Below are 14809 nucleotides of genomic sequence, written 5' to 3' on the forward strand. Positions count from 1 at the left end.
GCCAGCCAGCCCGCCGGCACCCCCACGATCAGCCCCGCCAGCACCCGCAGACCCGCGCGTCGCGTTGCGTCCGCGTTCATGGCGGCCCGCCCCAGCCCCGGCGGCAAGCCGCCGAACTTGGCCAGGACAGCCTGCGCCCGGGTCCAGGCGCGGTCGTGCTCGGGGCTGCGTTGGCGCCAACGCTCACAGGCCAGCTTGTCCGCATCGGAGAAGCGCCCCGAATGCAACCGCACCAGCCAATCCGCGGCTTCGCCCGCGATCTTCGGATCGATGGCGTCCGTCGCTGCCGTCATGACGCCGCCAGGATGCAATGCTTGAAGGCCTCGGCCATGTAGCGCTTGACCGTGCGCACGCTCACCCCCATCTCGACGCCGATCTGCTCGTACGTCAGGCCGTCGAGTTGCGACAGCAGGAATGCGATCCGGGCCTTGTCCGGCAGGGCCGCCAGCAAGGCGTCCACCTCGCGCAGCGTCTGCAGCACCATCAGGCGCTGCTCTTCCGACGGCGCATGCCGCGCCGGCATGGCCGCGAGGGCGTCGAGGTAGGCCTGCTCCAGCGCATGGCGCCGGTACAGGTCCACCATCAAGCGCTTGGCGATGGTGGTCAGGTAGGCGCGCGGCTCCTGCAACTCCGGCATGGCGCGCCGGCGATAGCTGCTCAGCAACCCGACAAACGTGTCCTGGGCCAGGTCGGCGGCGTCGGCGCTGTTGCCCAGCCGCCGGCGCAGCCAGCCGAACAGCCAGCCGTGATGCGCGTCGTAGATGCGCTGCACGGCGACGGCGGAAGTCGGGTCGGGGGGAGACATGGCGAGGACGTGGTCGGATTACTTCGATAATGGGAATTAATCGCAATTATCGCCACAAACCGACTCACCGGCAATCTCCTGCCCGCGCACGTTTCTGAATACGGCATCGTTGGCCCCGCTACGGCGGACTACGTCACCCGCGGCCTGGCCACAGCGCATGAACAGGGTGCGGGGGCGGTCGTGCTGCGCAACAACCGGAAACGGTACAGCTGCGCTGTCTGAGCACGCTGGCCATGACAGGCGCGCAGAACAGCTCGACCATCGTCTTCCCCTTCCCGTGGAGATTGGCCGCCAGCTCAAAGGGCTGGCGGAGCAAGGCTGGGAGTCCACCGCCGGCCCCTGAGCTGCCGGACACGCCGAGCTAGGCCGCCGTCTTGCCCTCCTCCTGCAGCTGCCGCCACAGGATCTTGCCCGTGCTGGACTTAGGCAAAACCTCCACGAACTCCACGACGCGCGGCGCCTTGTAGGCAGCCATGCGCGTCCGCGCCCAGGCGATCACATCTTCTTCGCGCACGCTGCCGCGCGCCTCGTCGCGCAACACCAGCAGAGCCTTCACCGTTTCGCCGCGGCAGGCATCCGGCACTCCGATCACGCAGGCCTCGTGGACTGCCGGATGCTCGTACAGCGCGTTCTCGACCTCCGCCGGCCAGACCTTGTAGCCGGATGCGTTGATCATGCGCTTCAGGCGATCGGTCACGTAGAAATAGCCGTCTTCGTCCACGCGGCCCAAATCGCCAGTGCGGAAATAGCGCTGCCCGTCCAGCATGAAAAAGGCTTCCTCATCGGCCTGCGGATTGTTCCAGTACCCCAGCATGACCTGCGCGCCGCGCGTGACGAGTTCGCCGGTGTCGCCCTGGGGCAGTTCAACCAGCGTGGCCGGATCCACGATCCGCGTGTCCACGCCGAAGGTGGGGACGCCTATGCATTGGCGCTTGTTGCGGTCCAGCGGATTGCAGTGCAGGAACGAGGCGGTTTCCGTCAGCCCATAGGCCTCGTTGTAGGTGATGCCGTAGCGGCTGGCCAACATGGCAGCGACCGCCTCGGGCATGGGGGCTCCGCCGCCGCATAGCTGCGCCAGGCTGGACAGGTCCAGCTTTTCGATGCCGGGTTGCGCGAAGAAATCCACGACCATCGCGGGCGGCGCGGCCCAGACGCTGACGCGATGACGCGCCATCAGCCTCCCGGCCACTTCGCGGTCCCAGCGCGGCAGTACCACCACCGTGGCGCCCAGCAGGATGGGCGTATTCATGCAGCTCTGCATGCCCAACAGATGGAACATCGGCGCCACGCCCATGATGACCGCTTCGGAGGTGAGGCCGCGCCATAGCTGCGAACCGGCCAGGGATGCATTCATGGTGCCGTGGGTATGGCGGCAGCCCTTGGGCCGCCCGGTGGTGCCCGAGGTATAAGGCAGCAGGCAGAGGTCCTTCGACCCGGCCCGGTGCGGCAACGGCTGTACGTTGACCGCCAGCGCGCCGTACCAGGGCACGCCGCCGCGCACATCGGGTGCGCGCCTGGGCGCGGCGACCCATTCGGGCGCATCAGGAGCCGGTCCCTGCAAATAATCCGAATAGGTGTGGACGATGACACGCTCCAGGCGTCCGTCAGCGGCGAAGCCGTCCAGCCGCGCGCACAGTTCCTGGGCCGCGAAGGCCACGCGGGCACCGCTGTCCGCCAGGTAATGCGCCAATTCGTCCGGCGTGCTCATGGCATTGACCGGCACCACCACCGCCTCGGCGCGCAGGATCGCGTAGTACGCGATGACAAACTGCGGACAGTTCTGGCTCAGCAACAGGACGCGGTCGCCTGCCTTCACGCCCGCGCTGTGCTGCAGGTAGCCGGCCATGGCGTCGACCTCGCGCTTGAGCCGCGCGTAGTCCAGCACGGTGTCGTAGAACACGATGGCGGCCTTGCCCGGATAGCGCGTGGCGGACGCCTCCAGGTTGAAGTACAGGCTAGACTGCGGCGGGCTGATCTCCTTCGGCAGCCCCTTGGGCCAGTACCGATAATGCGCTTGGTGCATCTTGTCTCCTCATCGTTGTTCTGACTGTCCGCCATGCGCCTCAGGCGGTCATGGCGCGCGCGATGATTTCCTTCATGATCTCGTTGGAGCCGCCGTAGATCTTGCCGACCCGCGCATCCGCGTACAGCCTGGCTATCGGGTATTCAAGCATGTAGCCGTAGCCGCCGTGCAATTGCAGGCATTCGTCGATCACCTGGCAGTTCATCTGCGTGGTCCACCACTTGGCCATGGCCGCCGTGGACAGGTCCAGCGTGCCCGCCAGCTGGCGCTCGATGCAATCGTCGACGAAACGCGCCGCAATGGTGGCGACTGTCTCGCACTCGGCCAGCTTGAAGCGCGTGTTCTGGAGTTCGATGAGCGCCTGGCCGAAGACCTGCCGGGAGCTCGCGTAGGCCAGGGTTTCCTCGATGGCGCGACGCATGGTGGCCACGGCGCCCACCGCGATCAGCAGCCGTTCGCGCGGCAGCTGCTGCATGAGCTGGGCGAAGCCGCGGCCCTCGACGCCACCCAGCAGGCAGTCCTCGCCCACGCGCGCGCCATCGAAGAACAGCTCCGCCGTGTCCAGGCTTTTCTGACCCAGCTTCTCCAGCAACCGCCCGCGCCTGAATCCCGGCAGGTCCTGCGTTTCCACCATGATCAGCGACACGCCCCTGGCCCCCGCCTGGGGATCGGTCTTGGCGACCACGCAGACCAGGTCCGCGTGCAAGCCGTTGGTGATGAAGGTCTTGGAGCCATTGAGGACATACTGCTCGCCCTGCTTGACGGCGGTGGTGCGCACGCTCTTCAGGTCGGACCCGGCTCCCGGCTCACTCATGGCGATGGCGCCCACCAGTTCGCCCGTGGCCATGCGTGGCAGCCACCGGCGCTTCTGCTCTTCCGTGCCGTAGTTCAGTATGTAATGCGCCAGGATGGCGCTGTGCACGTTGTTGCTGAAGCCGTGCACCATGGCGCGCGCCTGCTCCGCCGCCACGATGGCTTCGTGCGCGAAGTTGCCTCCGCCCCCGCCATAGGCCTCGGGCATGCTCACGCACAGCAGGCCCAACCGGCCCGCCTTGTTCCAGACCTCGCGGTCCGCGTGCTGCTGCTTGCGCCAGCGCTCTTCGTCGGGCACGAACTCCTTTTCGAAGAGGCGGCGCGTCGAATCCTGGAACAGCGTCAGGTCCGCATCCATCCAGCCTTGCCGTGGCGTGTCCATAGCGCTTCCCCCTTTCAAGGACGGCCGCCGCCGACGACCAGGACCTGGCCGCTGACGTAGTTGGACTCGGGCAGGCAGAAAAGGTACACCGCACCTGCGGCTTCCGCCGGCGTGCCGGCGCGGCCGATGGGGATCAGGCTTTCGGCGTTCTTCAGCACTTGCGGATTGACGCCCACCTTGATCTGCCGGCCTTCGATATCCAGCGTGGCATCACCGTCGGCCGGCGCTTCGGTCAGGCGCGTCTTGATCAGCCCGAAGGCCACGCTATTGACGTTTACCTTGTAGCGGCCCCATTCCTTGGCCAATGCGCGCGTCAGCCCGTTGATGCCGGCCTTGGCGGCCGAGTAGTTGGCCTGGCCGGCATTGCCCATGACTCCGGAAGTCGACGAGATGTTCACGACCTTGCGGAACACTTCCCTGCCCTGTTCCGCTTCGGCCTTGGCCGCGACCCGGATGAAGCTGGAGGCCGCCCGCAGGATGCGGAACGGCGCGGAAAGGTGCACCGCCAGGATCGCGTCCCATTGTTCGTCCGTCATCTTCTGGATCACGTTGTCCCAGGTGTAGCCGGCATTGTTGACGATGATGTCCAGGCCGCCATAGGTGTCCACGGCGGTGCCGACGAAACGTTCGGCAAAGCCCGCTTCGATCACGCTGCCCGCGCAGGCCTGCGCCTGGCCGCCCGCCTTGCGGATCAGCGCCACGGTTTCTTCCGCAGGCCCCGCGTCCAGATCGTTCACCACCACGTTGGCGCCTTCGCGCGCCAGCTTCAGCGCAATCTCCTGCCCGATGCCGCGTCCCGCGCCCGAAACCAGCGCGACCTTGCCTTCCAATGTACCCATCGTTCTCTCCTTTCCTGGGCTACTGAATTGCCAGCACTGCCACGCCGCTCAGGCGCAGTTCGCCGGTCTGGCTGCGCGCGTGCAGCTCTACCCGCAAGCGGGTTTCTCCCTGCGCTTCAAAGCGTTCCACCACGCTGCCGGAACAGCGGACCTCGTCACCCACGTGCGTGATCGCCACGAAGCGCACGGCGTACTCGCGCAACGCCGATTGCGGCGCCCAGTTCGTCAGCAGCCGGGCCAGATAGGCAGCCGACAACATGCCGTGGGCGAAGACGTCGTCCATGCCGGCGGCTCGCGCGAAATCCAGGTCCACGTGTATCGGGTTGTGGTCGCCCGAGGCACCGCAATACAGCGCCAGCCCCAATCGGCTGATCGGCCCCGCGGTAAAACCGGGCAGCTCGTCGCCGGCCCTGGCGTCATGATTCATGGCCGCAGTCATTCCTGTCTCCTAGGCGTTGCGCACGACGGTCGTCGCGCGCAGTTCGGCGACCAGGCGCCCCTCGGCGTCGGTCACCCGGGTTTCGCGCACGACGAACTCCAGCGCGCCGCCCTTCTTGGCGTAGATGTCGGCGATGCGCGGTTCAAAGCGCAATTCGTCGCCGGCATGCGCCATGGCGTGGTAGACGAACCCCTGTTCGCCGTGCAGCACCCGCGCTATGTCTATGCCCAGCAGTTCACGCATGGCTGCGGGCCGGGGGCTGTCCATTTCCAGGCAGAAGAAGAAGGTCGGCGGCACCGGCAGTCCCGGGTAGCCGGCTGCTCGCGCGGCGGCTTCGTCGGTGTAGACCGGGTCGTCCTGGCCGGTGGCCTTCGCGAAGAAGCGCAGGCGGCCTGCCTCCACGGTCGCGTTGAACGCCGGCAAGGCGGCGCCGATATGGCTGGTATCGAGCATTGCGTTCTCCTCAGGCCGCCTGGTACAGCGTCACCACGCAGGCGCCGCCCAATCCCAGGTTGTGCTGCAGCGCCAGCCTGGCGCCTTCGACCTGGCGCAAGTCCGCCTGGCCTCGCAGTTGCCACACCAGCTCGGTGCACTGCGCCAAGCCGGTTGCGCCCAGCGGGTGGCCCTTGGACAGCAAGCCGCCAGATGGATTGGTCACGACCTTGCCGCCGTAGGTGTTGTCGCCTTCCAGGATGAACTTCTCGGCGCTGCCCTCGGGCGTCAGGCGCAGGCCTTCGTAGGTGATCAGCTCGTTGGCGGTGAAGCAGTCGTGCAGCTCGACCACGTCCACGTCGTCAGGGCCGATACCGGCGGCCTCATAGACTTGGTCGGCTGCGGCCCGCGTCATGTCAAAGCCCACCACTTTGCGCATGTCGCCGGCGCCGAAGGTGGACGGCGTGTCCGTCGTCATGGCCTGCGCGGCAATGCTGACGGCGGGCGCCAGGCCGTGGCGGCGCGCGAACTCGTCCGAACACAGGATGGCGGCCGCCGCGCCGCAGGTCGGCGGGCAGCATTGCAGGCGCGTCAGCGGATCGAAGATCATGGGCGCGGACAGCACCTCGTCCAGCGTGACCGGCTGGCGGAACACGGCGTAAGGATTGCGCGCGGCATGCTGGCGCGCCTTGACCGCGATGCGGGCGAAGACGTCGGCGCCGATGCCGTGCTCCTTCATGTAGTCGCGGCCCGCGCCGCCGAAGAACTGGGCGGCGCGCGGCTTGGCCGTGTCATAGCCCTGCATTTCGCTCATCGCCAGGACGAAGTCCTGCAGTGGCGACGGGCGGTCCTCGTACACGCCTTTCAGCGCGCCAGGCACCATCTGTTCGAAGCCCACCGCCAGGGCGCACTCCACCGCCCCGCTTTCCACCGCCTGCCGCGCCAGGAACAGGGCCGACGAACCGCTTGCGCAATTGTTGTTGACGTTGAACACCGGAATGCCGCTCAGCCCCACGCCGTAGACCACCGCCTGGCCAGCGGTCGAATCGCCGTAGACATAGCCGGCGTAGGCCTGCTGGACCGCGTCGTATTGCAGCCCCGCGTCCCGCAGGGCCTGGCGCACGGCGCTCGCGCCCATCACGGTATATGCCTCGCTGGCGCCGGGCTTGCTGAAAGGAATCATGCCGACCCCTGCCACCCATACTTTCCGATTCATGTCTGACTCTCCTGATGAGCGGGCGCGGCGACGGCCGCGCGCCTGGATTCATGGTCTTGTCTCAGCACGGACTTCAGCACCTTGCCGGCGGCCGACATGGGCAATTCGCTGAGGAACTCGTAGGTCTTGGGACATTTGTAGGCGGCAAGCTGCAGGCGGCAATGCCTGTCCAGGGCGTCGGCGTCGGCGGCCATGCCTGGATGCGGCACGATTACCGCGTGCACAGCCTCGCCCCAGCGCGCGTGCGCCACGCCGATGACCGCGCAGCGCGCCACCAGCGCGTGGCGGGCCAGCACGCCTTCCACTTCAGCGCCGTAAACGTTTTCGCCGCCACTGACGATCATGTCCTTGAGGCGGTCGACGATGTACAGGTATCCATCCTCGTCCTGGCGGGCTGCGTCGCCCGTCAGCAACCAGTCCCCGTCGAACGCGCGACGCGTTTCTTCAGGCCGGTTCCAGTAACCCTGCATCACCATGGGCCCGCGCACCGACAGCTCGCCAACGGCGCCGGGCGCCGCCTCGCTGCCATCGGGCGCGAGAATGCGCGTCTCCACGCCTACCGCAGGCCGTCCCGCCGATTCGGTGCGCGCGCCGCCCTGGCGCACGTCTGCATTGATAGCGACGGTGGCGGCGGTTTCGGTCATGCCGTAGGCATGCACGAACTCTGCTTGCGGAAAGGCCGCCAGCGCCCGGTCAAGCAACGCCCGGGAAATCGGCGAGGCGCCCCAGATCACGCGCCGCACGCCGTCCAGCCGGTACTGCGCGAATCCGGGTTCGTCCAGCAGCATCTGGATCATGCTGGGCACCAGCAGCACTTCGGTTACGCCGTCGTCCTGCAGGGCCTGCAACACCGCGCGGGGCTGGAAGCCGCGCTGGACCGCCACCGATGCGCCCGCGACAAACTGTCCGATCAATCGACCCAATCCGGCAACATGGAATAGCGGCGCGACCAGCAGGGTGCGGCTGTCGGGCGGCGTGGGGACCGTAGCCATCCTGGCCACCGCAGCGCTCCAGAGGTTCGCGTGCGTCAGCACGGCGCCCTTGGGCGCGCCGGTCGTGCCGCCGGTAAAGAGGATCGCGGCCAGCGCATCGCCGCCCGCACGGACATCGTCCAGCGGCGCGGCCGCGGCGGCGTGCGCTTCCAGCACGTCGGCGGACAGCGGCTGCGTGCTGGCAGGAACGTCCACATCGGCCATGCGCGGGGCCATGGTCTCGTCCACCAACAGCAGGCGCGGACTGCAGTCGGCCAGTGCCTGCGCAAGCTCTGGGCAGCTCCAGCGCGTGTTCAAAGGCAGCACGGCCGCCCCCAGCCACCAGCACGCCAGGATCCACGACACATAGTCCGCGCCGTTGGCGCCCCAGAACGCTACGCGATCGCCCGGCAGCACGCCATGGCCGCGCAGCACGGCGGCCTTGCGCGCGGTCCAATCGATCAGCGCCGCGTAGGTCCAGCGCCGTGCGTCTTCGCACAGCGCGATCTTGCCGGGGTGCAGCCCGCCTGCACGATGCAGGCCTTGTGTCAGATACATGGTGCTCGTCTCCTGCGGCGCCGTGCTCCTTGCGCGGAACAGCGTGCGTTCGTCCTCGAGCCCCTAGCTTCCTCCTTGGGGCCGGATCGCGGCAATGGCCGCAGGCGTCAAACCGATAGGCGAAAAGTGTCAGCGGCTTGCCGGCCTTCGGGGCCGCAGACCAGGCGGTTGCGGCGGTATTCTCCCGGCGACACGCCGGTCCATTTCTTGAAGGCGCGGTGGAAGGTGCTGGGTTCGGAAAAGCCCAGACGCTCGGCGATGTCCATCAGGGATAGATCGTGGCGGCCCAGGTATTCGACTGCGGCATCGCGCCGCAAGTCATCCTTCAGGGCCTGGAAGCCCTGCCCCTCTTCACGCAAGTGCCGCCGCAGCGTCTGCGGCGTCATCGCCAGTTGCGCGCTGACCTGGATCAGCGACGGCAACTCCCTGGACAGATCGTTGCGCAACAGGCGGCGGATGCGATCGGTCAGGGTGGTGCGGTCCTGGTACTTCACCAACAGGTCGAACGGCGCATTGGCCAGAAACGGCTTGAGCGTCTGTTCGTTCTGCACCACCGGCAAGGCCAGCCAGCGCGACTCCAGCCACAGGCCCGTCACCGGCTGGCCATAGCGCACCGGCGCGTAGAACAGCCTGTGCGCATCGGCGCTGCGTGCGCCGCTGCTGTAGTCCACGCCCAGGATGGGAATGCGCCGCGCCGCCAGCCAGTTGGCCACGCCCAGCGTGAAGAATAGAAAGGAGCGTTCGCCATACCAGCGCGCACAGCTGCTGGGCGCGCGCGAGTCGAGCACGATGCGCGCCCGCTCGCCACTCACGCACAAGCGGGCGGTGAAATCCCGCAGCACGCCGTGGTAGTAGCGGAACGCCACGCGCAGCGCCTGCCCCACCGTGTCTTCCCGCAGCGCGAGCCGGCAGGCATGGTCGAACGCCCCCATGGGAACCGGATGCTGGCCCATGCCCAGGAAGTCGTCCCGGGTGGCGCGGCGCAGCGTCCGCATGATCTGTGCGAGCTGCGCCTGCGATACCCGCGCCATCGGCGCCTGCAGCAGGGACGGCGGCACGCCGGCGCGCGTCAGGACCCGGTCCACGTCCACGCCCCGGCTGCGCGCGCCTTGCAGGATCTGGGCGATATGTCCCACGGCGATGGTGTGATGGGTCATGAGGATATCCAGCGGCCGGCGTACGCCGATGGATCGATGGTAGCCAAAGCCTGCGCGCACAGGAATGGCCGGCGTGAGCATTCTCGCCAAGCGCAATCAGCGAATCCGCCATTGGTCAGCCGGAAAGCCGCGCCTAGACTGGCCCGAACCCCGAATGGGCATGCCACTTCGTATTTACGGGAGTCCCTCTTTGGATACACCGAACACCGCCCCGCTCGCGGGCGTCAGGATCCTGGATCTGTCGCGGCTGCTGCCCGGCCCGTTGGGCGCGCAATACCTGGCCGACCTGGGTGCCGACGTCATCAAGATCGAGGATACGCAGGCGGGCGATTATGCGCCGCCGCCCCTGCGCGCCATCTGCAACCGCAACAAGCGCGGGTTGCGGCTGGATCTCAAGCATCCCGAGGGACAGGCGGCGCTGGCCGCGCTGGCGCGCGGCGCGGACGTGGTGATCGAGAGTTTCCGTCCAGGCGTGGCCGCGCGGCTGCAGGCCGACTACGCCACCCTGGCGCGCCACAATCCCCGGCTGGTCTACTGCAGCATCACGGGCTACGGACAGGACGGTCCGCAGCGCGACGCCGCCGGCCACGACCTGAATTATGCGGCCTGCGCCGGTGTCGCCGACCAGATGGGCTGCGGGCCCGATCTGCCGGCGCTGTCGAACCTGCCCGTGGCCGACATACTTGGAGGTTCGCTTACGGCGGTAATGGGCATCCTGGCCGCGCTGTACGACGCCCAGCGCAGCGGGCGCGGACGGTACATCGATATCGCCATTGCCGACGGCCTGCTGGCCGGCGCCGTCGTGCCGCTGGCCACGCTCAATGCCCGCGGCGACACGCGGCCGGCGGGCGCGGATACCCTGTCCGGCGGGCTGGCCTGCTATGGCCAGTACCGCGCTGCGGACGGGCGCTATCTGGCAGTCGCCGCGCTGGAGCTGAAATTCTGGCAAACGCTGTGCCGGCGGCTGGATCGCCCCGATCTGGCGCCGCTGCACCGCGACGGCGACGCGGCGCAGCAGGAGCGCGTGCGCCGCGAATTGCAGCAGATCTTCGGATCCCGGCCGCTGGCGCATTGGCTGGAACTGTTTGAAGGCGCCGACTGCTGCGTGTCGCCCGTGCTCAAGCTGGCGGAGGGCCTGACGCATCCGCAGTTCGTCGCCCGCGGCATGCCGCTGCAGACCGAGCATCCGGTCTATGGCCGTAACACCCATGTGGCCAGCCCGGTGAAGATGTCGGGCTTCCAGTTCGCCATACATCGCCAGGCTCCGCTGCCGGGCGAACACACCGATCAGATCCTGCGCGAGGCCGGCTACAGCGAGCCGGACGTCGCCAGCCTGATCGGGCGCGGCATTGCGCTGTAGGCACATACGGCCAGCCCCGCCCGCCACCCAAGCGACCATAACCAGGACGGAGACAATCATGAAAGATCCACATCGCAGCCTTCCCTCGCCCCTGCGCCGCAGCCTGCTCAAGCTGGGTGCGGCCTTGCCCGCCACGCTGGCCTTGCCGCGTCAGGCCAGCGCCTCGGGCTTTCCGGCCCGCCCCGTCACGCTCATCGTGCCGTTTCCGGCGGGCGGCGCGACGGACACCCAGATGCGCGCGCTGGCGATCGCTGCCTCGCGCGAACTGGGCCAGACGGTCGTGATTGCCAACCGGCCGGGCGCAGGCGGCACGCTGGGCCCGGCGGCCATGGCGCAGACCGCCGCACCCGACGGCTATACCGTGTCGGTGGTGGTAGGCACGCTGTTCCGCTACCCCTTTCTGCAGCAGGTCAACTACGACCCGCTCAAGGACTTCACCTACGTCGCCTGCATGACCGCCTACTCGTACGCCATCGTGGTGCGCGAGGACTCGCCCTGGCGCACGCTGGACGAGATGATCGCCGACGCGCGCGCCCATCCCGACAAGATCAGCTACGGCGGCACCGGCACCGGCGGCTCGGGGCGCATCGCGATCGAGCGCCTGTCGCGGCTGACGAACACGCGCTTCAATTTCATCCCCTACAAGGGCGCGGCCGAAGAGACCACCGCGCTGCTGGGCGGCCATATCCAGATGATCTCGGATGCGGGCTGGGGGCCGATGATAGACACCGGCAAGGCGCGCTTGCTCGCGGTGTTGGGTGAAACCCGCGCCAAACGCGTGCCCGACGTGCCCACGCTGACGGAACTGGGCTATCCCATCGTCGCGGCCAATCCAGTCGGCATCGCCGGACCGAAGGGCATGGATCCCGAGGTCACGCGCATTTTGCAGCAGGCATTCCACCGCGCGTCCCGCGATCCGGAATACAACCGCGCGCTGGAAACCGCCGACCAGCCGCACATGCTGATGGACAGCTCCGCCTACACCGACTTCGCGGTCCGGCAGGTCGCGGAAGAAAAGAGATTCGTGGCCGAACTGGGCCTGAAGACGTAGCCGCGACCTCAGCCCGCAGGGTTCAGCATGCAGTCGCGCAGGCGCAGCACCGATGCGCAGGACGTGTCGCGATGTGTCACCAGCGACAGGGACAGCGCATCATGCGCGTCGGCGTCGTTAAGCGGCACGAAGGCCACGTGCGGGGTGGAATACGCGCGCGTCACGCCCGGCACCAGCGCCAGGCCCATGCCGCTGGCGACCAGACTGATCAGCGTCTGCACCTGTATCGCCTCCTGGCTGATGCGCGGCGAGAATCCCGCCTTCAGGCATAGCGCCTGCGCCACGCCGTGCAAACCCGGCACCTTCAGGGGCGAATACAGCACGAAGTTCTCGGCGCGGGCACGCTCCAGGCTGACCGGCCCGCCCGCGGCCAACGGATGCCCTGCCGGCAGGGCCAGGATGAGATCGTCGCGCTCCACCACCCAGGAATCCAGCGCTGCGTCTTCCGCCAGCGGACCGCGCACCAGGCCCGCATCGATATCGTTGGCGCGCAGCATTGCGACCAGGCCGACCGTGCTGTCCTCGCGCAGGTCCAGCTGCACGTCCGGATACTGCGCCCGGAAGGCCGGCAGGCAGCGCGGCAGCAGCATGTAGGTGGCAGAACCCACAAACCCCAGCCGCAGCGTGCCCCACTCGCCCAACGCAACGCGGCGGGCCGCCTGGCGCGCCTGGTCGGCGTGGAACAGCGCACGGCGCGCGTCCGCCATCAATGCCTGTCCCGCCGGCGTCGGCGTCACGCCCTTGGGGCCGCGCACCAGCAGCGGCGCGCCCACCGCGTGTTCCAGTTTCTGGATCGAGACCGACAGCGCCGGTTGCGCAATGTGCAGCGTGTCTGCGGCCCGCCGATAGCTGCCCAACTCCGCGATGGTGACGAACTGCCGGAGCTGCCGCAAATCGATAGCCATAACAAATTCCATATCGCCCAATACCTACGCCATATTAGACGCGTATGCCGACGGCCGATAGGATTTCCGCCATGACAGCCACTCCCCTATCCCAAGCCAGCGCATTGGGCGGCGTGCGCATCCTGGACCTGACGTCCGTGGTGTTCGGCCCCTATGCCTCGCAGATACTCGCCGACTACGGCGCCGACGTGATCAAGGTGGAATCGCCTGCGGGCGATTCGACGCGGCATACCGGCCCCGCCCAGGAACCCGGGCTGGCCGCCATCTTCCTGGGCCTGAACCGTAACAAGCGCAGCATCGTGCTGGACCTGAAGCAGGCCGCGGCGCGCCAGGCGCTGTTGACGATGGCGGACCAGGCCGACGTGCTGATGCACAGCATGCGCCCCGCCAAGATGGCCGCGCTGGGACTGGATCCGGACACGCTATGCGCGCGCAACCCGCGCCTGGTCTACGCCGGCCTGTACGGCTTCGGCGCGGGCGGCGCCTACGACGGCCAGCCCGCCTATGACGACATCATCCAGGGGCTGTCGGGCCTGGCCGACCTGGTGGACCGCCAGACCGGCGCACCGCGCTACCTGCCCACCGTGGCCGCCGACAAGACTTGCGGACTGATCGCGGCGCACGCCATCCTGGCCGCGCTGTTCCAGCGCGAGCGCACCGGCGCGGGCCAGCAGCTGGAAGTGCCCATGTTCGAATGCATGGCGTCCTACGCGCTGGTCGAGCACTACTACGGCAGGCACCTGGTCGACGAGCCCGGCGAGGCCGGTTATCCGCGCGTGCTCACGCCCTGGCGCAAGCCCTGCAAGACCGCCGACGGCCATGTCTGCCTGATGCCCTACACCGACGCCCATTGGCACGACTTCTTCATCGCCGCGGACCGCCACGATCTGGCGCAGGACGCGCGCTTTACCGACATCGCGTCGCGCACGCGGCACATCGAAACGCTCTACGAACTGCAGGCCGGCATCGTGGCCGGGCGCGATACCGCCTACTGGCTGGCGCTGTGCGCGCGCCTGGAAATCCCCGCCGCGCCCATCAACCGCCTGCAGGACCTGGAGGCCGACCCGCACCTGCAAAGCGTGGACTTCTTCGCGCCGCTCGACAGCGCCTCCGGCAGCCGCTACCGCTTTCCCCGCAACCCGGTGCGTCTGCAGCATTCCCATGTGCCGCCCGCGATGCCGCCGCGCCTGGGCGAACACACGCTGGACGTGCTGCGCCAGGCCGGCCTGGACGAAGCCCAGATCGCCGGGCTTCTGGAATCGGGCGCAGCCCGCGACGCGCATCCCTCAACCCCGAACAACCGCAAGGACTCCGCATGACCGCAGACCGCAACGCCGACGATATCAAGCAGCTTGGCCAGGGCTATTACTGGCAGGACCTGGCCGTGGGCCAGCGCTTTCAGACCTTCCGCCGCACGGTGACCGAGACCGACATCGTCAACTTCATCAGCGTGACCGGCATGCTGGAGACGATCTTCATCGACGCCACGTATGCCCACGGCGCGATCCAGGGACGCCCCGCCCCCGGCGGCCTGACCTACGGCCTGATCGAGGGGCTGATCATGCAGGGCATGGTGCAAGGCACCGGGCTGGCGCTATTGGAAGTCCACAAGAAAATGCTGGCGCCCGTGGTCGCGGGCGACACCATCTGGGCGGAGATCGAAGTCACGAGCATACGTCCCACCTCGCAGCACAACCGGGCGGTGGTCGCCTCGGTCATCGAAGTACGCAACCAGCACGGCAAGCCGGTAATGGCATACACGGCCACCCGCATGCTGGCCGGCAGGCCCTGAACCATCATCAGGCGATCAAGCGCCCCCCGTAGAGGGCGCTGGCGCCGGGACGCGATCCGCGTCACA

At 67.9% G+C, this 14809-nt stretch carries 15 protein-coding genes; 4 read left to right on the forward strand and 11 right to left on the reverse strand.

What is annotated here, in order from left to right; genetic code table 11:
* The 10 genes from DXK93_RS20660 to DXK93_RS20710 all read right to left on the reverse strand — a co-directional run.
* A partial coding sequence (locus DXK93_RS20660; RefSeq protein WP_119450999.1) for a DUF4880 domain-containing protein occupies positions 1–293 on the reverse strand: 293 nt, incomplete at its 3' end.
* Entirely contained in the window at positions 290–805 is a 516-nt protein-coding gene (locus DXK93_RS20665) for a sigma-70 family RNA polymerase sigma factor (protein WP_054451229.1), read from the reverse strand. The genes DXK93_RS20660 and DXK93_RS20665, both read right to left, overlap by 4 nt.
* A gap of 361 nt (positions 806–1166) precedes the next feature.
* Positions 1167–2828, reverse strand: a complete 1662-nt coding sequence (locus DXK93_RS20675; RefSeq protein ID WP_119451000.1) for a long-chain fatty acid--CoA ligase — start codon at positions 2826–2828, stop codon at positions 1167–1169.
* Positions 2829–2868: 40 nt separating this feature from the next.
* On the reverse strand, positions 2869–4023 hold the full coding sequence (locus DXK93_RS20680; protein WP_119451001.1) for an acyl-CoA dehydrogenase family protein: 1155 nt from the start codon (positions 4021–4023) through the stop codon (positions 2869–2871).
* Between the two features lie 14 nt (positions 4024–4037).
* Positions 4038–4862 (reverse strand): SDR family NAD(P)-dependent oxidoreductase, encoded by an 825-nt coding sequence (locus tag DXK93_RS20685; RefSeq protein ID WP_054451226.1) that lies wholly within the window; start codon positions 4860–4862, stop codon positions 4038–4040.
* Positions 4863–4881: 19 nt separating this feature from the next.
* Positions 4882–5301, reverse strand: coding sequence for a MaoC family dehydratase (locus tag DXK93_RS20690; protein ID WP_054451225.1), 420 nt, complete (start codon positions 5299–5301; stop codon positions 4882–4884).
* Between the two features lie 9 nt (positions 5302–5310).
* Complete coding sequence (locus DXK93_RS20695) at positions 5311–5754, reverse strand: MaoC family dehydratase N-terminal domain-containing protein (protein ID WP_054451224.1); 444 nt, start codon at positions 5752–5754, stop codon at positions 5311–5313.
* Positions 5755–5764: 10 nt separating this feature from the next.
* Positions 5765–6949 (reverse strand): lipid-transfer protein, encoded by a 1185-nt coding sequence (locus DXK93_RS20700; RefSeq protein WP_054451223.1) that lies wholly within the window; start codon positions 6947–6949, stop codon positions 5765–5767.
* Positions 6946–8478 (reverse strand): class I adenylate-forming enzyme family protein, encoded by a 1533-nt coding sequence (locus DXK93_RS20705; RefSeq protein WP_119451002.1) that lies wholly within the window; start codon positions 8476–8478, stop codon positions 6946–6948. Before DXK93_RS20705 ends, DXK93_RS20700 begins: the two co-directional genes overlap by 4 nt.
* Positions 8479–8585: 107 nt before the next feature.
* Positions 8586–9635: an AraC family transcriptional regulator gene (locus tag DXK93_RS20710; RefSeq protein WP_119451015.1), complete on the reverse strand. Its 1050-nt coding sequence runs from the start codon at positions 9633–9635 to the stop codon at positions 8586–8588.
* A 160-nt stretch (positions 9636–9795) separates the two neighbouring features.
* On the opposite strand from DXK93_RS20710, the gene DXK93_RS20715 reads away from it, so the two are divergent.
* A complete protein-coding gene (locus tag DXK93_RS20715; protein ID WP_054451348.1) occupies positions 9796–10995 on the forward strand; it encodes a CaiB/BaiF CoA-transferase family protein in 1200 nt (399 codons plus the stop codon).
* A 58-nt stretch (positions 10996–11053) separates the two neighbouring features.
* Positions 11054–12046: a tripartite tricarboxylate transporter substrate binding protein gene (locus tag DXK93_RS20720; RefSeq protein WP_119451003.1), complete on the forward strand. Its 993-nt coding sequence runs from the start codon at positions 11054–11056 to the stop codon at positions 12044–12046.
* Between the two features lie 8 nt (positions 12047–12054).
* On the opposite strand, the gene DXK93_RS20725 is transcribed toward DXK93_RS20720, so the two are convergent.
* Positions 12055–12951, reverse strand: coding sequence for a LysR family transcriptional regulator (locus DXK93_RS20725; protein ID WP_233564579.1), 897 nt, complete (start codon positions 12949–12951; stop codon positions 12055–12057).
* A gap of 71 nt (positions 12952–13022) precedes the next feature.
* Between DXK93_RS20725 and DXK93_RS20730 the strand changes: the two genes are divergently transcribed.
* Positions 13023–14270, forward strand: coding sequence for a CaiB/BaiF CoA-transferase family protein (locus DXK93_RS20730; RefSeq protein WP_119451004.1), 1248 nt, complete (start codon positions 13023–13025; stop codon positions 14268–14270).
* On the forward strand, positions 14267–14743 hold the full coding sequence (locus DXK93_RS20735; protein WP_054451219.1) for a MaoC family dehydratase: 477 nt from the start codon (positions 14267–14269) through the stop codon (positions 14741–14743). Before DXK93_RS20730 ends, DXK93_RS20735 begins: the two co-directional genes overlap by 4 nt.
* The last annotated feature ends 66 nt before the right edge of the window (positions 14744–14809 follow it).

This window comes from Achromobacter sp. K91, from assembly GCF_003576205.1.
Taxonomy (GTDB): domain Bacteria; phylum Pseudomonadota; class Gammaproteobacteria; order Burkholderiales; family Burkholderiaceae_B; genus Achromobacter; species Achromobacter aegrifaciens.

Bases quoted from the DNA above. Each gene is read 5' to 3' on its own strand.
- DXK93_RS20665 (WP_054451229.1), bottom strand. From the start codon at position 805: ATGTCTCCCCCCGACCCGACTTCCGCCGTCGCCGTGCAGCGCATCTAC.
- DXK93_RS20675 (WP_119451000.1), bottom strand. From the start codon at position 2,828: ATGCACCAAGCGCATTATCGGTACTGGCCCAAGGGGCTGCCGAAGGAG.
- DXK93_RS20680 (WP_119451001.1), bottom strand. From the start codon at position 4,023: ATGGACACGCCACGGCAAGGCTGGATGGATGCGGACCTGACGCTGTTC.
- DXK93_RS20685 (WP_054451226.1), bottom strand. From the start codon at position 4,862: ATGGGTACATTGGAAGGCAAGGTCGCGCTGGTTTCGGGCGCGGGACGC.
- DXK93_RS20690 (WP_054451225.1), bottom strand. From the start codon at position 5,301: ATGACTGCGGCCATGAATCATGACGCCAGGGCCGGCGACGAGCTGCCC.
- DXK93_RS20695 (WP_054451224.1), bottom strand. From the start codon at position 5,754: ATGCTCGATACCAGCCATATCGGCGCCGCCTTGCCGGCGTTCAACGCG.
- DXK93_RS20700 (WP_054451223.1), bottom strand. From the start codon at position 6,949: ATGAATCGGAAAGTATGGGTGGCAGGGGTCGGCATGATTCCTTTCAGC.
- DXK93_RS20705 (WP_119451002.1), bottom strand. From the start codon at position 8,478: ATGTATCTGACACAAGGCCTGCATCGTGCAGGCGGGCTGCACCCCGGC.
- DXK93_RS20710 (WP_119451015.1), bottom strand. From the start codon at position 9,635: ATGACCCATCACACCATCGCCGTGGGACATATCGCCCAGATCCTGCAA.
- DXK93_RS20715 (WP_054451348.1), top strand. From the start codon at position 9,796: ATGCCACTTCGTATTTACGGGAGTCCCTCTTTGGATACACCGAACACC.
- DXK93_RS20720 (WP_119451003.1), top strand. From the start codon at position 11,054: ATGAAAGATCCACATCGCAGCCTTCCCTCGCCCCTGCGCCGCAGCCTG.
- DXK93_RS20725 (WP_233564579.1), bottom strand. From the start codon at position 12,951: ATGGCTATCGATTTGCGGCAGCTCCGGCAGTTCGTCACCATCGCGGAG.
- DXK93_RS20730 (WP_119451004.1), top strand. From the start codon at position 13,023: ATGACAGCCACTCCCCTATCCCAAGCCAGCGCATTGGGCGGCGTGCGC.
- DXK93_RS20735 (WP_054451219.1), top strand. From the start codon at position 14,267: ATGACCGCAGACCGCAACGCCGACGATATCAAGCAGCTTGGCCAGGGC.